We start from the raw sequence: 15,122 nt of genomic DNA, 5'->3' as shown, positions 1-15,122 counted from the left end.
CCATTTTGACCTCTCATGTCATATTAAACATTAGCTTGGGAAAACAAATGTTTTAAATGATGCAGAGGTCCTTTGTCATTTAAATTTTATTCTTCTTATTTATTATCAAAGAGATAAATTCAAAATTCAGGTTATTAACACAGTATAGCGTTTATTTGAATATAAGTTTGTTTACAAAACCATCACTCATATTTATCAAAACATGAAATCAAAAATTAAAAAACATAGAAATTCCTAAATCTTGTTAATTCAAAGTGACTGGAAGTTTTAAATCGTCATGCAGCCAAACATTTAAAAGATAAGATTCAGGATCCACACATTGAAGATGATGACCATCATAGGCATATGATTTAGCAGGTTTTACATCGCTGCATAAAAACTTTAGGTTATCTTGCTGGATAAGTATAAAACTGACCTCTTTTAAAGAGGCAAGCATATCTATTCCCAATCGAGAAGGCTTGGAATCTATTACATAGATTAAAAGAGGTTGCTCGCCAACTGTCAACTCTTGAATCGATTGAAAAAGAGATAAAGAGATGCTTTCAATACATTGTACAATTAGCAGATTGAAAGGATTTTTCTTTAGGACTTCTCGAAGTACAAACACTTGCTCATGATCAAAGACTTTATGTTTCATATCATGTTGAAATAATCTGTAAGCGACATCTGATAAAGTGACTCTTGCGCATCCCACCTGCTCAATGGCAATTCCAGCTGCGACATTGCAAAGTTGAGCTGCTACTGAATAAGTAGTTTTATTCGCCAAAGCATAAGTGAGCATAGCCAACACGGTATCACCAGCACCCGTAACATCTTTAACTTCTTTTGCATGAACAGGGAAATCCTGCCGAGTTCCCGACGATTCAAAAAGGGAAATACCAGCTTCTGAACGGGTAATCATTAACAAGCGTGCTTGAGTGATATGCAAGATTTTTTGGGCAACTAAATCAAGTGGAGTTGAAGGTGGTAACCCAGCTGCTGCATAAGCTTCCGAAAGGTTAGGTTTAATTAAAGTTGTTTGAGTATATTTAGAAAAGTCGTGTCCTTTTGGATCTGTTACAACCAAAATGGCATTTTTATTAGCATAATCAATGATAGCTTTAAGGAGCTGATCTGTTAGAAAACCTTTACCATAATCGGAAATCGCGATCGCTTGAACATCATGCATAAAGGTTGGGATAGCAAGAATGATTTCTTGCTCTAATTGAGTATCAAGGGAGACAATTTCTTCAAAATCTATGCGGACAATTTGTTGATTTTCTGCAATAACGCGGTTTTTGACAGGCGTTCTATATTTTTGTTGGTTGAAAATAGCTGACGTATCAACTCCTTCTTGACTTAAGATATTGCAAAGAACATCGCCCCCCCAATCCTTACCTGTTCTACCTATCGCTGTTACCTGTGCACCTAACGAAATTAAATTGAGTACAACATTTCCAGCTCCTCCTGGTTTATGCTCTTCATGGTGAACATGAATGACAGCAACAGGAGCTTCAGGAGAAATTCTTTTAGCCTTTCCTACAGTATAAGTGTCTAATAAGAAATCTCCTATTACTGCTACCTTAACAGGTTTTAAATCTCGCAATGTATTTGCTAACGCTACCATATTTTCTTCGTCACCAAATAGTTTTTTACATAATCTTCAATAGCAGCTTCCAAAAGCATGGGATGAGATTGATCTTTTAGTATCGTTTCAAGTTTTTTTGTATCTGCACGACTATAATTTTGATATTTCCCAACCAATTCTTTTGGCATGTCAACATATTCAATTTTGACAGGACAATCGAGAGCTTTAAAAACAGCATGTGTTAAGGAATTCCATGTAGAAGCTTCCCCGCTACCAACATTATATAAACCTCCAACGTCGTTTTCTAAAAATGCACACGTGATTCTAACAACATCTTTGACATAAATAAAATCTCTTTTCTGCTCTCCGTCTGCATAAAGATGAGGCTCGCTTGATTTAAAAAGTTTGACTGTTTCACCCTTTAAAATTTCTGGCACCATTTTATTCACAGCTGAGGCCATTCGCCCTTTGTGATATTCATTAGGACCAAATACATTAAAGTATTTTAATCCCACAATTTTTTCTAAGGCTCCTTCTGTATAAGCCCATTGATCAAAAAGCTGCTTAGAAAAGCCGTACATATTTAAAGGTTCAAGCGAGTACAACTCGTTTTCTTTATCTTGAAATCCCTTTAAGCCGTCTCCATAAGTGGCTGCTGAAGAAGCGTAAATAAAGCGATGCTCATGTTTTAACGCATACTCAGCTAATTGAACTGTATAGCGGTAATTATTTTCTAAAAGATAACTAGCATCTTTCTCTAATGTATTTGAACAAGCTCCTAAATGAACGAACGCTTCAATCAAGGATTCTTTTCCATTTAACCAATTAAATAATTGATGTTTAGGAATGATGTCGACAAATTTTTTACCAACAAGGTTTTTCCATTTTTCACTGTGCCCAAGTTCATCAACAATCAGGAGATTCGCCATTCCTTTGTTATTTAAATAGCGAACAAGACAAGAGCCAATAAATCCAGCTCCACCTGTGATTACTATTAATTGATCATCATATATTTTCATTATTCGAACTCATCAAAAAAAATAAATAAATCTATAGTCTATCATAAATAAGGCAAGAAAGAACTAAAAATTAAATTTTGGAAAAATAAATTTGGCATTCCTAGGGCTAATGAAACAAGCGTCAGGTTAATTTGGGCAGCGTAGAATACCAACGATTGGATGAACGGTTGATAAAGTACGCAGAAAAAGTTTTAAAAGAAGCAGGAATTTGCCCTTGACCAATACAAAAAAAAGAAGATCCTGACCCAGACATAACCACTGTATCAAAACCAGAAGACAGAAGAGTATTTTTTAGTATTTTTAATTCAGGTTTGATTTCAAAAGCCGAAGCTTCTAAATCATTAAAATAAAGTTTTCCTTTAAAGCTTGCATAATCGTTAATATTTTCATTAGACTGAGAGAAATTTAAGTGCTTATAAACTTCTGGAGTCGAAAGTCCAAAAGGAGGCTTAACAATCCAAATTTTACAATGAGCTAAAGGATCTAAAGAATTTACACATTCTCCTCTGCCAGTACAATGAGCAGTTCCTTTGGAAAAGAAAAAAGGAATGTCTGCCCCAATTTCGGATCCCCATTGCATTAACTCTTCTGTTTTTACGATTTCTCCTGCTAGTTGATTACAAGCCCAAAGAGTAGTCGCAGCATTACTGCTACCTCCTCCAAGTCCTGCTTGAGAAGGAAGTCGTTTATCTAAATGAATGCGTAAGTGTAAATCCAAACCAGTTTTTGAACGAAATAAACGCAGGGCTTTAAGAACTAAATTAGAATCATCGGTGGGAAGATAAGGATCTGAACAGGTGAGCGTATCTACTGTCTGCCTTTGAAATGTTAAAATATCCCCAGCAGAGATTGTTTGGAAAAGTGAGGAAAGCTCATGATACCCATCCGCTCTTTTGCCAATAACTTTTAAAAATAAATTTATTTTTGCCGGTGAAAATAATCGAATGGAAAACATACTATTTATTAACTCAATAATAGATAGGCGCAATTAAATTTAATTGCGCCTTACAAATTAGAACAAGAAAGCTTAAGCCGCCTTAAGCTTTTTGTTCTTCTAAACTTGCACGGTATCCTTCTTCAGACATCACTTTTAAATTAAAGTTTGCCGTTACACCTTCTTTTAATTTAACAACGAGAGAATGCACTCCTGTTGTCTTAATCGGATGCTTTAATTGAATGTCTTTTTTCTCAAGTTCAATTTTTGCGTGATCTTGAATAAGGTGGACGATTTCCGCCACTGTTACAGAACCATACATATGTCCTTCTTGGTCTACTTTAACAACCTGTACTAAAGTCATTCCTTCAATTTGCATAGCAACTGCTTCTGATTCTTTCTTATCAGCAATCGCCCGTTTTTCACGTTCAGCTTTTAAACGCTCTTGCATACGCAAGGTGTTTTTATCAGCGATAACGGCTAAACTTTGGGGAAGTAAAAAGTTACGAGCAAAACCAGGCTTCACGTTAACGATTTCACCACTTCTACCAAGTGCTTCCACATCTTTTATTAACAACAATTGTGCCATACTGTTATCTCCTCGTATGATTCTTAAACTTCAGCAACAAATGGCAACAACGCCACATGACGGGCGCGTTTAATGGCTGCTGTCAATTTCTTTTGATGATAAGCAGATACGCCTGTAATTCGTCTTGGTAAAATTTTACCACGTTCAGTGATAAATTTTGTTAAAGTATCTATATCTTTGTAATCAATTTCTCTAATTCCTGCCGCAGTAAAAGGGCAACGCTTACGCTTTTTAGAGCGGGCATCAGAGTAGTCAGAATTATATTTTGGTTTTCTTTGTAGCATAAATCTACTCCTTACTGCTGTTCATCTAGAGTTTTAAATTCAATTTTCTCCATCACTTCGTCAGTGCGTAGAGTAATAAAACGAATAAGGTCTTCATTCAAATGATATTCCTGCCAAAGATCAGAAATAGCTGAAGAAGGAGCTGTAAAATAAACGAGATAATAATAGCCTTCGCGGTGGCCATCAATTTCGTAAGCTAAACGGCGTCTTCCTTGCTCATGAAGTTTTTTTATTTCTCCTCCACGACCAGTAATTCCTGTTTGAATTCTATCTAAAGCCTTATGGCGAGCATCATCACTGAGCGTTGCGCTAATGACATACATTCCTTCGTAAAGGTTTTGTACTTTTTGACTCATGTATATTCTCCTAACCCTGCAAAGGGGGTTTTGTTAAATCTATTGACTCCTTTTCTAAAGCTTTTTTAAGCTTTTTAGGCAAAGGCATTAATCTGTCTTTGCTAGGAGTTGTGTTAACCGCGTTCATCACTTGTGAAACGCTTTCTTTAATTAAGCGGAGCAAAACTTCTACTCCACGATTAACAAAAGTCGCTAAAACTTGTAATTCTTCTTGAGTGAAAACATCTAAAACATAACTAGCAAGATTTTTTTCGCCAGGATGTCCAATTCCCATTTTTAAACGATTATAGTGAGAGGTTCCTAAATGAGTCTCTACACTTTTTAAACCGTTATGCCCACCCGTACTTCCCATTGTTTTCAATTTCAACTTTCCAAATGAAAGAGATATATCATCTGTTACAACAAATAGGTTTGCCATGGGCAATTTAAAAAAATCTAAATAACGCTTAACAACTGTTCCACTTAAATTCATATAGGTAAGTGGCAAAATTAGGTGGACAGATTTGTTTTCAACCATTCCTTTCGATATTAAAGCATTAAAACGTTTATCTTCTTTAAATGACCATCCCAACTTGTTCGCTAAACTTTTTATAACAAGATAACCCATGTTATGCCTTGTTAATTCATATTGAAGCCCTGGATTACCAAGCCCTACAAAAAGATAAGATTGCGAAGTTGAAGTTATCACATTTTAAAAAAGCTTAACGTTTTACAATAACAGCTACAACCTCATTCATATCAATAAGAGGGCGTACTGTTTCTGGAATATTCATATCTTTTAAGCGCTTAGACTGCTTAAGTCCCAGCTCTTGCACATCTAATTCAAAGAAAGATGGCATATCTTTTGGTAAACAACGTATACGTGCATGCCGAATGACTTGACGAAGTACACCACCTAATTTAACCCCCACACAATCTACAGTTCCTGTACACTCAATAGGAACTTTAACATTAATTTTATGGTCATCGATAAGTTCTTCGAAATCAAGATGCATTACTTGATAAGTTGTAATCGCATACTGAATGTCTTTCACTAATACACGACGTTCTGAACCCTTTTCATCAACTAAGGTAAAAATTGTTGTAGGAAGATGACCAGATTTCACATGACGTAGATAAGAATTAAATTCAGCACTGTTAATTGCTAAGGTTTCGCCTTCTTTTCCTCTCACATATAGAACAGCTGGAATCATTCCTTCACGGCGAAGGCGATTGATTTCGCTTTTGCTTTTGCCTGTTCTTAATATTGCTTTCAATTTCATGAATCCCCCAAAAAGGATAAAGTTAAATAAATTTTAAAAAGATAAACTTGAAGCCTGCCTACTAAAGATAGTTTGAAATAGATTTTTTTCTTATTTAAAACTTACGTTACTAAATTTTTCAGTCATTGTTTCAAAAAGTTTATCACACATTTATATATGTTATAAAGAAGAAATGGACTCATCCGATACCATGCATTGGATGGCATGAGCCAAAAGAGAGGCTATGGAAACGGTTTTAAGCTTAGAAGCTTCTTTTAACCGTTTAGTATGAGGAATGGTGTTCGTCATCCATACTATTTCGAGCAAACTATTTTCTATCTGCTTAACTGAATCATCCACAAGTAAACCGTGGGTAAATGCAGCAAAAATACGATTTGCTCCCTTCTCTTGGCATGCTTTCGCTGCTGACATTAATGTTGCTCCAGTTGAGCAGATATCGTCAGCGAGAAGTACATCTTTTCCGTTAACATCTCCGATTAGGTGATAGTCTACAACTTCTATAGCACTTTTCCGGTGCTTATCAACGATTGCAAAATCAACACTGAGCTGACTTGCAAAAGTTCGAGCTGTTTTGACGCTTCCTATATCGGGAGCTACAACAATACTATTAGTCAAATCTAATTTCTGTAATTCATCAATCAATAGTTGACGTCCACTAAGATGATCTACAGGAATATCAAAAAACCCTTGCAATTGATCTACATGAAGATCCATTGTCAAAATTCGCGTTATGCCGGCTTCTACCAATAAATTTGCAACGAGTTTCGCTGTAATTGACACATCAAACTTATCTTTACGGTCTTGTCGGCAATATCCATAATAAGGAATCACTGCTACAATATTTCGCGCTGATGCTCTTTTGAGGGCATCAACAATAATTAGTAACTCCATCAAATAAGAATTGGGATCAAGAGCAATCGATTGTAAAACAAAAGTATCTTTACCACGCACACTTTCTAAAAGCTGCACCCCTATTTCCCCATCAGGAAACTTGCTTAACTGCATTTGACCAAGAGAAATTTTGAGTTGTTGGGCAATTTCAGTTGCAAGAATGGGATGTGAAGATCCAGCAAATAATAGTGGTTGGTGGCAAAAGGACATCTGAGTTGCCTATAACATTGGGGTGGAAGGATTCGAACCTCCGCATGGCGGTACCAAAAACCGCTGCCTTACCGCTTGGCTACACCCCATCGATGAACCGATCGCTTTAACAAAGATAACATAATATTCTTGGTTTGATTTTTTTGCAACAAGTAAAACAAGAAAAAAATATTAAATTAAGCAGCTAAACATAAATATTTAGGGATTTATGAATTCAAAAAAAGAGATAAAATAGCTACTTTTAAAAGATTGTCTTTCCAAAAAATTCAGGGATAGACAAATTTCGATAAAAATCTAAATCAAATATTCGAAGTCTAATCTTCAAAAATATATTTGTTTGTGGAAATATTTAATCATTATCCTTTATTGATTGAAATAACCAACACTAAACTGTCAATAGAAAGTTAAAAATATTAAAATTCAATGAAAATGCTAATTCAGAATCGGAGCTTGTCATGCACATCATTCATATAGCCTCAGAACTTGCCCCTTTAGCCAAAGTTGGAGGATTAGCAGACGTTGTCCTAGGTCTTTGCCGTGAGTTATCTTGGAAAGGGCATGATGTTGACATCATTATCCCTAAGTATGATTGTATGGATAGCGAGCAAATCCGAGACCTGACAGTGGATTATTTTGAACTCCCCTCATTTTATAATGGAGAATGGTTTTTCAATACAGTTTGGATGGGATGGGTGGAAAATTTAAAAGTTTATTTTATTGAACCCCATCACCCCCGCTTCTTTTTTAATCGCGGCTGCTTTTATGGTTGTGAAGATGATCTCGAACGTTTCTTATACTTTTCTCGCACAGCCTTAGAGTTTTTATATAAAAAATCTATTTTGCCGGATATTATTCATCTCCATGATTGGCAAACAGCTGTTATTGCTCCTCTGTACAAAGACATGTATCAAAAGCTTGGGTACACAAAACCAAAGATATTGTTTACAATTCACAACATGGAATATCAGGGAAAATGTGCAGCACATGATTTGAATTACATTGGCCTCGATGGCAATCAATATCAACAACATAGTTTTATGCAAGACAATCTTTACCCTCATTTAATTAATTTGCTCAAGGGCGGCATCGTTTATTCAGATTTCGTAACCACTGTATCTCCTAATTATGCAAAAGAGGTTTTAACACCGAAGGAAGGAAGAGGACTTGAAACCACCTTAGTAGAATATCAGCATAAATTCAAAGGGATTTTAAATGGAATTGACTACTCTTATTGGAATCCAGAAATTGATCGATTTTTGCCCGCTCATTATTCTTTAAGAGAAATGCCTAACAATAAAAAAGATCGAAATACCGTTGATAAAAAAGGTTTTATCAAAAAATTTTTAAGAGAAAAACTTTATTTGGCCGAGGAACATAGACCTATTATTGGATGCATAACTAGACTTGTCCCACAAAAAGGAATCGATTTGATTAAACATACGATTAGACATATCGTTGAAAAAAAAGGACAGTTTATCTTACTAGGCTCAAGTCCTATCCCTAGTATTAATGATGAATTTCATCGTTTAAAGCATCAATACACCGACCATCCACATATTCACTTAATTTTGCATCATAGCGAAGAACTTGCTCATCTCATTTATGCGGGCTCTGACATGTTTATTGTTCCCTCACTTTTTGAACCTTGCGGCCTTACACAAATCATTGCTCTTAAATATGGCACTGTTCCCATTGTTCGTCGCACAGGAGGATTAGCTGATACAATTATCGACGTCGATCATACAGATCAACAACCTGATAAAAAAAATGGATATGTTTTTGACGATCCAGATGCTAATGGAATAGATTCTGCCATCGACCGCGCCATTCATTGTTGGTTTGAAGAACCTGAAAAATGGCGTCAGTTGATGCTTAATGGAATGAAAATGGATTTTAGCTGGAATCAATCTTCAGATTGTTATCTGAAAATTTATCAAGCTATCTCAGCAAAAAATTAAAGGGACTCTTGAATTAATACAAAAATGTAGCTATTCTCCCTTTCTCGTCTGAGTTTTGGATTTCTAATATAACTATCAGCGATGGTTGAAAGGAAGATTATCTTGAGTATTCCTAATTGTCTGACTTTTTTTCGTATTTTTATTAGCCCCATTTTTCTATTGCTTTATTTAGAATATGAGTTTTTAAATATCCAAATGACAACTTTGCCTTATATTTTACTTTTCCTTTTAGGTATCTCAGAATTATCTGATGCCTGTGACGGATATCTTGCACGTAAATATAATCAAGTTACGGATCTGGGTAAAATTTTAGATCCTATGGCAGACAGCATCTATAGAATTTCAATTTTTCTAACTTTTACACTTCCTCCTGTTCAGCTTCCCATGCTTTTGATTTTTATTTTTATTTATAGAGATTCTGTTGTAAGCACTTTAAGAACTATTTGTGCTTTGAAAGGATTCGCACTTGCTGCTAGACCTAGCGGTAAAATTAAAGCTATCTTTCAAGCCCTAGCTTCATTTACTGTCATTATTTTGCTAATTCCTTATTCGCTGGGTTATTTATCTCTTCATTCGCTACAATATATTAGCATGATAGTTGTATTAGTAGCTGCTCTTTATTCCTTACTTTCGGGTGTAGAATATGTCTATGCCAATAAACAATATATTATGAAGCTTTTGACATCTAAAAATAGCCTAAAACGAGATTTAATTGATTAAATCTCGAAAAATTTCCTTTTTACAACTGATTTATAAACATTAAAAATGAATAGATTATTCTGTTGAGAACAAAATACTCATCTAATTGGAAATCATCTCAGCAAATGATAATTTGAAATACAGTTATTATGACTTCAATTTCCTTATTTGAATAAGGCAACTTTTTGGATATTCTTCAAAAAGATAATTCCTCTCTAAATTAAATAACAATTTCAGAAGTAAGAAATGTCAAATTTTTAGTTACGAAATTTCTGCAAGGGGATGGCTTTCAGATAAGCGTGCCTCTTCTCTCACAAGATTGAATGAAATTTCATGCCTTAGCATGAAAATTCCATACCCATTAATAATCAATAAAGAAACACCAGCAATAGCCATTGCTGTTTGTGCTTGGCTGGTTCCCATAAAAGAAAACAGAACTAAGGCTACAACCGCGTAAATATAATAGACGCTCCGGCCAAATTTAGGTGAGAGATATTCTGCGCATTTTAATCCAACACAAAAATAAGCATTGATTGTGTTATAACCAAGCATAAACAAAAAAATAGGCATGAAAAAATGCATATAAGGGAAATATTGCCCTAGAGATAGTTGAACTAAGAGACCTGCCTCTATGGGTTCCTGCCAAAGTCCAGTGGTTAAAATCAAGAAAAGACTGGTTGTACAAACTATAAATGTATCGAGAAAAATATCGAAAATAGCTAATGAGGCTTGTTTTTCTGGAATTTGCACGCTAGTTTCACTATGAATGACAGATGCATATCCCACTCCAATATCACCTGTATAGCACCCTCTTCGAATTCCATACGACATAGTACTCATAATTCCAGCTCCAGCAAATCCTCCAATAGCGGCATGCCCTGAAAAAGCAGAAGTGAATACTTGCTGAATTACTGTAGGTAAAGCGGAAAGATTATTGAACAATACCCACATTCCCATTCCTACATAAATCACAACAAAAACTGGTAAACTCGTACTTGAGATAGTTCCTACCCGGCGAACTCCTCCACTTCCCGCAAAAACCACAAGAACTAGTAAGGTCGCTGTTACCAAATAAGAGTTGATACCTAAGTTTGTTGTGATACTAGTGGAGATGACACTAAATTGGTAAACTTCTACTCCATAAACACACAGCAATACACAAACAAGTTTAGGAATCCAGCTAGTTTTAAAGACTTTTTGCAAAAAATACATAGGTCCCCCATTATACCCCCCACTTGCATTGGGAACTCTATAACGCAACCCCAAATAAACTTCTGAATATTTTAAAATCATCCCTGCTAAAGCAGTCATCCAAATCCAAAATAAGGCTCCAGGCCCGCCAAGTTGAACGGCTGTACAAATCCCTACGATATTACCAATTCCTACACATCCACCTACTGCAGCAAAAAAAGCTTTGAGAGGATGAACACCATGTTGATTTTCTGAACTGCGTAATCGCATAAAACTGAAAAATGTCTTAAAAACGGTCGGTAAATGTCGAATTTGAAAAAAACTTGATTTTAAAGATAAATACAGCCCCAACAGAATGACAATGGGAACTCCTGCATAAGTCCATAGAATATTTTCCAGCTGACCTAATTGACTACTTAAAGCTGTAAGCATTTATCGCCTAATTTTAATTTAATAATTAAACAATTTTAAAAGAATTATTATTTTTTTTGATTTAAAAGTCAATTAATTAGTTTATTTATTTGAAGAAATTGTTCTTTCCAGAAATAAAAATCTAATAAACCTGAAACAGAGCGCCCCATTAAATAATAGCTCAGATAAATAGCTTCTATTGATGCAAGTCCCCTCTCTGGATCTGGACAATCATCCTGATAACGAGGATAAGCTGTCCGAAAGTGATGTGGTAGACTTCGGTATAGATAATTTGTTTGATTTTCAAATGGCTGTATCATCTTTCTTGCATAACGCCAGGTCGCGTCTAAAACAAGTAATCCTCTGTTACAATCTTCATTAGTGAGAGGTGGAGCATTGACTGATAAAATAATATATCCTTGTAGATCTGGTAATTTTTCATAAGGATATTTCAAAAAAACAAAATCTTTTCTTGTTTCCAAACCACGCAAACTACATTTTTTTAGATTTTCAAGCCGGTGTCGAATAATAACAGTGGGAGGAAAAGGTTGCATTATTGAGTTAATTGCCTTAAGTTGGAATTTGAACAAATAGCAAACAAAGCATGACTTTCTTCTTTTTTGCAAAATGATAATGATTTAAGTTTAATCAAAATTAAAGCCCATTACCCATAGGTCTGCACAACATTGCTATTTTTAATCGATTTTAAATTTAATCTAATTGTGCAATAAAATAAGAATTTAGCCCACTATTTTAATATTCATTAAGCATAAATTCAAGAAAGGAATGAAAAATGAAAAAAATAACCACTTTCTTAATCAGTGGCACCTTAACTTTAACTGCTATTATCCCCTTATTTGGCCAATCTCCCTCCAATCAGCAGGCTTACCCTAATCAAACATATGCCCAGCCCACGACAAAGGGACAAATGAATCAAAGCAAAACCCATGATCAATCTTCTCGTCACTTTGGCTCACAAAACCTTAATGAAAACTCTTTGACTTGGATAACAAATTATCATGAAGCTGTTGCCCAATCTCAGTCGACAGGAAAACCCATCATTTTATTATTTACAGGCACCAATTGGTGTCCAGCTTGCATGAAATTAGAAAAAGAGGTGTTAACTAAGCCTGAATTTGCACAAGGTGTGGGCAATCAATTTATCTTCTTCAAAGCCGAATTTCCAGACTATGGCGAAGATGCTATTATGTCATCTCCATATAGTACTTTATTACAACGCTATAACATCAATGCATTCCCCACTCTTGTTGTGATCAACGCAAGTGGACAACTTTTGTTTACCGTTAATTACAAAGCTGGTGGGCCTGCTGTTTATATCAACGAATTACTACAAAAACTCAATCCAGGCCAATTCTCGGGTTCTATGAACCACTTTAACACTTATTATCGATAATTATTTAAAGTTGATTCTGGATCACGATAAAAAAATCAGGATTCAGAATTATTTTTTTAATTTCTCCAGTCCGTCATTTTTAATAACTCTTTCGGAATTTCAAATAAAAATCTTGATGGGCGGCTAGTCATATCCTTACCCATACGTTTACGTTGCTGAGCCATACTTATTGTTAAATGCTGCTGAGCACGAGTAATTGCAACATACATCAATCTTCTTTCTTCTTCGATTCCTGTTTCTTTCATACTTTTTTCATGTGGAATGATATGATCTTCCATACCAACTAAAAAACAAACTGGAAATTCAAGCCCTTTTGCACTATGAAATGTAAGTAAACTTACGCGGTCTTCATGACGATTATTTTTTGTCGATTGATTAAATTTATTATCTACATACATATTTCCCAAAAAATTTTCTAAAGAGCTTTCTAATTCAGGGTTGAGTTGTGCCTGCTGTTCAAATTCAGCTAAAGAAGAAACAAATTCTTGAATATTTTCCCATTTAAAGTCCCTCATTTGTTGACTTTTCACTTCCTCTTTAATGGCTTTTTGATAATTTATTTGCTCTATTAACCATTTCAAATTTTCTGCTAAATTACCTTCTTGAAATCGTTTTTTTGCTTCGCTAATTAAATGAGTAAACTCACAAATTCCTTTAAAGGCTTTTCCATGATAAATTAATTTAGCTCCTTCCCCTTTTTGATTTGCAACCTCTTTTAAAACATCCCAAAGAGGCCTTTGAAACTGCCTATTATGTGTCGTCAATAGATCTAAGCTATCTTCGCCAATTCCTCTTCTTGGTTGATTCACAATTCGTAGCAGAGCTTCTTGATCAGCTGGATTAATGATTAATCTCAAATAAGCACATAAGTCTTTAACTTCTTTTCGTTCATAAAATTCTGTGCCTCCAAAAATTTCATAAGGAATCCCTTGAATCCACCGATTCTGAAATTTCCAAACCTGTCTCATGAGAGCCGTTTCAAATTGACGAGATAGAGCATTAGATCGATATAAAATGGCAAAGTCTTTCCACTGCAAATTTAAACTCTCTTTCATTTTTACAATTCTTTTAACTACTACTTGAGCTTCTTCTAGCTCATTCGGTGTATGAAAGACCTCAATAGGATACCCCTCTCCTTTCTCACTCCATAATTTTTTTTTATGTCGATATTGATTGTGATCAATAACTGCATTTGCAGCTTTTAAAATAAAATTTGTCGAACGATAATTCTGTTCTAATTTAATGACAGTTGCTTTTTCAAATTCTAAAATATTTTTAACATCTGCACCTCGCCAACCATAAATAGACTGATCGTCATCACCAACAACACATAAATTTTGGTATTTAGAAGTAAGTAAAGAGGCAAGTCGATATTGAATCGGATTCGTGTCTTGATATTCATCAATCATCATATAGCGAAATCTTTCTTGATAAGCTTCTAAAACATCCGGAAATCGTTCGAACAACTCAACAGTCAAGCTCAAAAGATGGTCAAAATCGACAGCATTATATGCTCTCATACTTGCTTGTAAACGGCGATAAACGTCTTGAACAAATGAATTGTGCCATTTTGACTCAGAAATTTCGATATTTTCAGGAGAAATTCCTTTATTTTTTGCATGTCGAATGGCGTTGAGCGTAGAAGTCAAAGAGGGAAGTTCCCCTTCATGCTGCAAAATATCGCGAACAATCATGTTAATTAATCGTTGCACATCTTGTTCATCGTACAAACTAAATTTAGTTGTATAACCAAGCTTGGCGATGTCTTGGCGCAGAATCTGCATACAAAATCCATGGAATGTGCACAAGGTCACTTGCTTGGCTAATTTTGAATCTACAAAATTTGCCAATCGATGACGCATTTCTGCGGCCGCTTTATTTGTAAAAGTTAAGCCTAAAATAGCTCTGGGTGAAACATTTAAATAACGAATTAAATAAGCCATTCGCATTGTTAACACGCGAGTTTTTCCGCTTCCAGCTCCAGCTAAAATTAATACTCTTCCATTAATGAGCTTAACTGCATGCTTCTGCTCTGGATTTAAAGTTTCTAATTCTTTTTCCATCGATACAATTTTTAATTTTGCTCATTTACATATGAGATAAGGATTAAGTTTACCAAAAACAATTCAAAAGGTTGACAGATCGGTCTTTTATTAACAACAGCCGTTTTCTTAACAAAGGTTAAATATTATCTTAATCGTTTAAGTCACTAATTTTTAAATACTTAATAATGTATAATTGATTTAAATAAAAATTTTCTTAACAAATAATTTTCGTTTAAAGTAAACAGAGGATTAGATGCACATTTGATATCTGCTCGCCCCCCTAACGACCTTT

General features: G+C 34.9%; 15 protein-coding genes and 1 tRNA gene. 3 read left to right on the top strand and 13 right to left on the bottom strand.

Going from position 1 to position 15,122, the window contains the following annotated elements; genetic code table 11:
- Positions 1-244: 244 nt before the first annotated feature.
- The 10 genes from BU804_RS03185 to BU804_RS03140 form a co-directional block, all read right to left on the bottom strand.
- Positions 245-1,606 (bottom strand): bifunctional ADP-heptose synthase, encoded by a 1,362-nt coding sequence (locus BU804_RS03185; protein ID WP_075882944.1) that lies wholly within the window; start codon positions 1,604-1,606, stop codon positions 245-247.
- Positions 1,600-2,586, bottom strand: coding sequence for an ADP-glyceromanno-heptose 6-epimerase (rfaD, locus tag BU804_RS03180; RefSeq protein ID WP_075882943.1), 987 nt, complete (start codon positions 2,584-2,586; stop codon positions 1,600-1,602). The genes BU804_RS03185 and rfaD overlap by 7 nt, the downstream gene beginning before the upstream one ends.
- A 121-nt stretch (positions 2,587-2,707) precedes the next feature.
- On the bottom strand, positions 2,708-3,541 hold the full coding sequence (ispE, locus tag BU804_RS03175) for a 4-(cytidine 5'-diphospho)-2-C-methyl-D-erythritol kinase (protein WP_075882942.1): 834 nt from the start codon (positions 3,539-3,541) through the stop codon (positions 2,708-2,710).
- Between the two features lie 82 nt (positions 3,542-3,623).
- Complete coding sequence (gene rplI / locus BU804_RS03170) at positions 3,624-4,109, bottom strand: 50S ribosomal protein L9 (protein ID WP_075882941.1); 486 nt, start codon at positions 4,107-4,109, stop codon at positions 3,624-3,626.
- 23 nt (positions 4,110-4,132) lie between these two features.
- Complete coding sequence (gene rpsR / locus BU804_RS03165) at positions 4,133-4,393, bottom strand: 30S ribosomal protein S18 (RefSeq protein ID WP_011176137.1); 261 nt, start codon at positions 4,391-4,393, stop codon at positions 4,133-4,135.
- A gap of 11 nt (positions 4,394-4,404) precedes the next feature.
- Positions 4,405-4,749, bottom strand: coding sequence for a 30S ribosomal protein S6 (rpsF, locus tag BU804_RS03160; protein ID WP_075882940.1), 345 nt, complete (start codon positions 4,747-4,749; stop codon positions 4,405-4,407).
- Positions 4,750-4,759: 10 nt separating this feature from the next.
- Positions 4,760-5,437: an aminoacyl-tRNA hydrolase gene (gene pth, locus BU804_RS03155; RefSeq protein ID WP_075882939.1), complete on the bottom strand. Its 678-nt coding sequence runs from the start codon at positions 5,435-5,437 to the stop codon at positions 4,760-4,762.
- 13 nt (positions 5,438-5,450) lie between these two features.
- Positions 5,451-6,011: a 50S ribosomal protein L25/general stress protein Ctc gene (locus BU804_RS03150; protein WP_042281755.1), complete on the bottom strand. Its 561-nt coding sequence runs from the start codon at positions 6,009-6,011 to the stop codon at positions 5,451-5,453.
- Between the two features lie 159 nt (positions 6,012-6,170).
- Positions 6,171-7,112: a ribose-phosphate diphosphokinase gene (locus tag BU804_RS03145; protein WP_075882938.1), complete on the bottom strand. Its 942-nt coding sequence runs from the start codon at positions 7,110-7,112 to the stop codon at positions 6,171-6,173.
- Between the two features lie 17 nt (positions 7,113-7,129).
- Positions 7,130-7,201, bottom strand: a tRNA-Gln gene (locus BU804_RS03140).
- A 366-nt stretch (positions 7,202-7,567) separates the two neighbouring features.
- On the opposite strand from BU804_RS03140, the gene BU804_RS03135 reads away from it, so the two are divergent.
- Complete coding sequence (locus BU804_RS03135) at positions 7,568-9,070, top strand: glycogen synthase (RefSeq protein ID WP_075882937.1); 1,503 nt, start codon at positions 7,568-7,570, stop codon at positions 9,068-9,070.
- 102 nt (positions 9,071-9,172) lie between these two features.
- Positions 9,173-9,790 carry a CDP-diacylglycerol--glycerol-3-phosphate 3-phosphatidyltransferase gene (gene pgsA / locus BU804_RS03130; RefSeq protein WP_075882936.1) on the top strand — a complete coding sequence of 206 codons (618 nt, stop codon included), beginning with the start codon at positions 9,173-9,175 and terminating at the stop codon, positions 9,788-9,790.
- 240 nt (positions 9,791-10,030) lie between these two features.
- Here pgsA and BU804_RS03125 read toward each other — a convergent pair whose 3' ends face one another.
- Positions 10,031-11,392, bottom strand: coding sequence for an amino acid carrier protein (locus BU804_RS03125; protein ID WP_075882935.1), 1,362 nt, complete (start codon positions 11,390-11,392; stop codon positions 10,031-10,033).
- A gap of 68 nt (positions 11,393-11,460) precedes the next feature.
- Entirely contained in the window at positions 11,461-11,925 is a 465-nt protein-coding gene (locus BU804_RS03120) for a hypothetical protein (protein WP_039358368.1), read from the bottom strand.
- 239 nt (positions 11,926-12,164) lie between these two features.
- On the opposite strand from BU804_RS03120, the gene BU804_RS03115 reads away from it, so the two are divergent.
- Positions 12,165-12,785, top strand: coding sequence for a thioredoxin family protein (locus BU804_RS03115; RefSeq protein WP_075882934.1), 621 nt, complete (start codon positions 12,165-12,167; stop codon positions 12,783-12,785).
- Positions 12,786-12,841: 56 nt separating this feature from the next.
- Here BU804_RS03115 and BU804_RS03110 read toward each other — a convergent pair whose 3' ends face one another.
- A complete protein-coding gene (locus BU804_RS03110; protein ID WP_075882933.1) occupies positions 12,842-14,848 on the bottom strand; it encodes an ATP-dependent helicase in 2,007 nt (668 codons plus the stop codon).
- Between the last annotated feature and the right edge of the window lie 274 nt (positions 14,849-15,122).

This window comes from Candidatus Protochlamydia sp. W-9 (assembly GCF_001950615.1).
Taxonomy (GTDB): Bacteria; Chlamydiota; Chlamydiia; order Chlamydiales; family Parachlamydiaceae; genus Protochlamydia; species Protochlamydia amoebophila.
The sequence above is the reverse complement of the archived record's forward strand: the minus strand, read 5'-3'. Positions and strand labels throughout refer to the sequence as shown.

What these genes read in the sequence shown, in the direction of transcription:
- BU804_RS03185 (WP_075882944.1), bottom strand. Translation starts at nt 1,606, where the DNA reads ATGGTAGCGTTAGCAAATACATTGCGAGATTTAAAACCTGTTAAGGTA.
- rfaD (WP_075882943.1), bottom strand. Translation starts at nt 2,586, where the DNA reads ATGAAAATATATGATGATCAATTAATAGTAATCACAGGTGGAGCTGGA.
- ispE (WP_075882942.1), bottom strand. Translation starts at nt 3,541, where the DNA reads ATGTTTTCCATTCGATTATTTTCACCGGCAAAAATAAATTTATTTTTA.
- rplI (WP_075882941.1), bottom strand. Translation starts at nt 4,109, where the DNA reads ATGGCACAATTGTTGTTAATAAAAGATGTGGAAGCACTTGGTAGAAGT.
- rpsR (WP_011176137.1), bottom strand. Translation starts at nt 4,393, where the DNA reads ATGCTACAAAGAAAACCAAAATATAATTCTGACTACTCTGATGCCCGC.
- rpsF (WP_075882940.1), bottom strand. Translation starts at nt 4,749, where the DNA reads ATGAGTCAAAAAGTACAAAACCTTTACGAAGGAATGTATGTCATTAGC.
- BU804_RS03150 (WP_042281755.1), bottom strand. Translation starts at nt 6,011, where the DNA reads ATGAAATTGAAAGCAATATTAAGAACAGGCAAAAGCAAAAGCGAAATC.
- BU804_RS03145 (WP_075882938.1), bottom strand. Translation starts at nt 7,112, where the DNA reads ATGTCCTTTTGCCACCAACCACTATTATTTGCTGGATCTTCACATCCC.
- BU804_RS03135 (WP_075882937.1), top strand. Translation starts at nt 7,568, where the DNA reads ATGCACATCATTCATATAGCCTCAGAACTTGCCCCTTTAGCCAAAGTT.
- BU804_RS03125 (WP_075882935.1), bottom strand. Translation starts at nt 11,392, where the DNA reads ATGCTTACAGCTTTAAGTAGTCAATTAGGTCAGCTGGAAAATATTCTA.
- BU804_RS03120 (WP_039358368.1), bottom strand. Translation starts at nt 11,925, where the DNA reads ATGCAACCTTTTCCTCCCACTGTTATTATTCGACACCGGCTTGAAAAT.
- BU804_RS03115 (WP_075882934.1), top strand. Translation starts at nt 12,165, where the DNA reads ATGAAAAAAATAACCACTTTCTTAATCAGTGGCACCTTAACTTTAACT.
- BU804_RS03110 (WP_075882933.1), bottom strand. Translation starts at nt 14,848, where the DNA reads ATGGAAAAAGAATTAGAAACTTTAAATCCAGAGCAGAAGCATGCAGTT.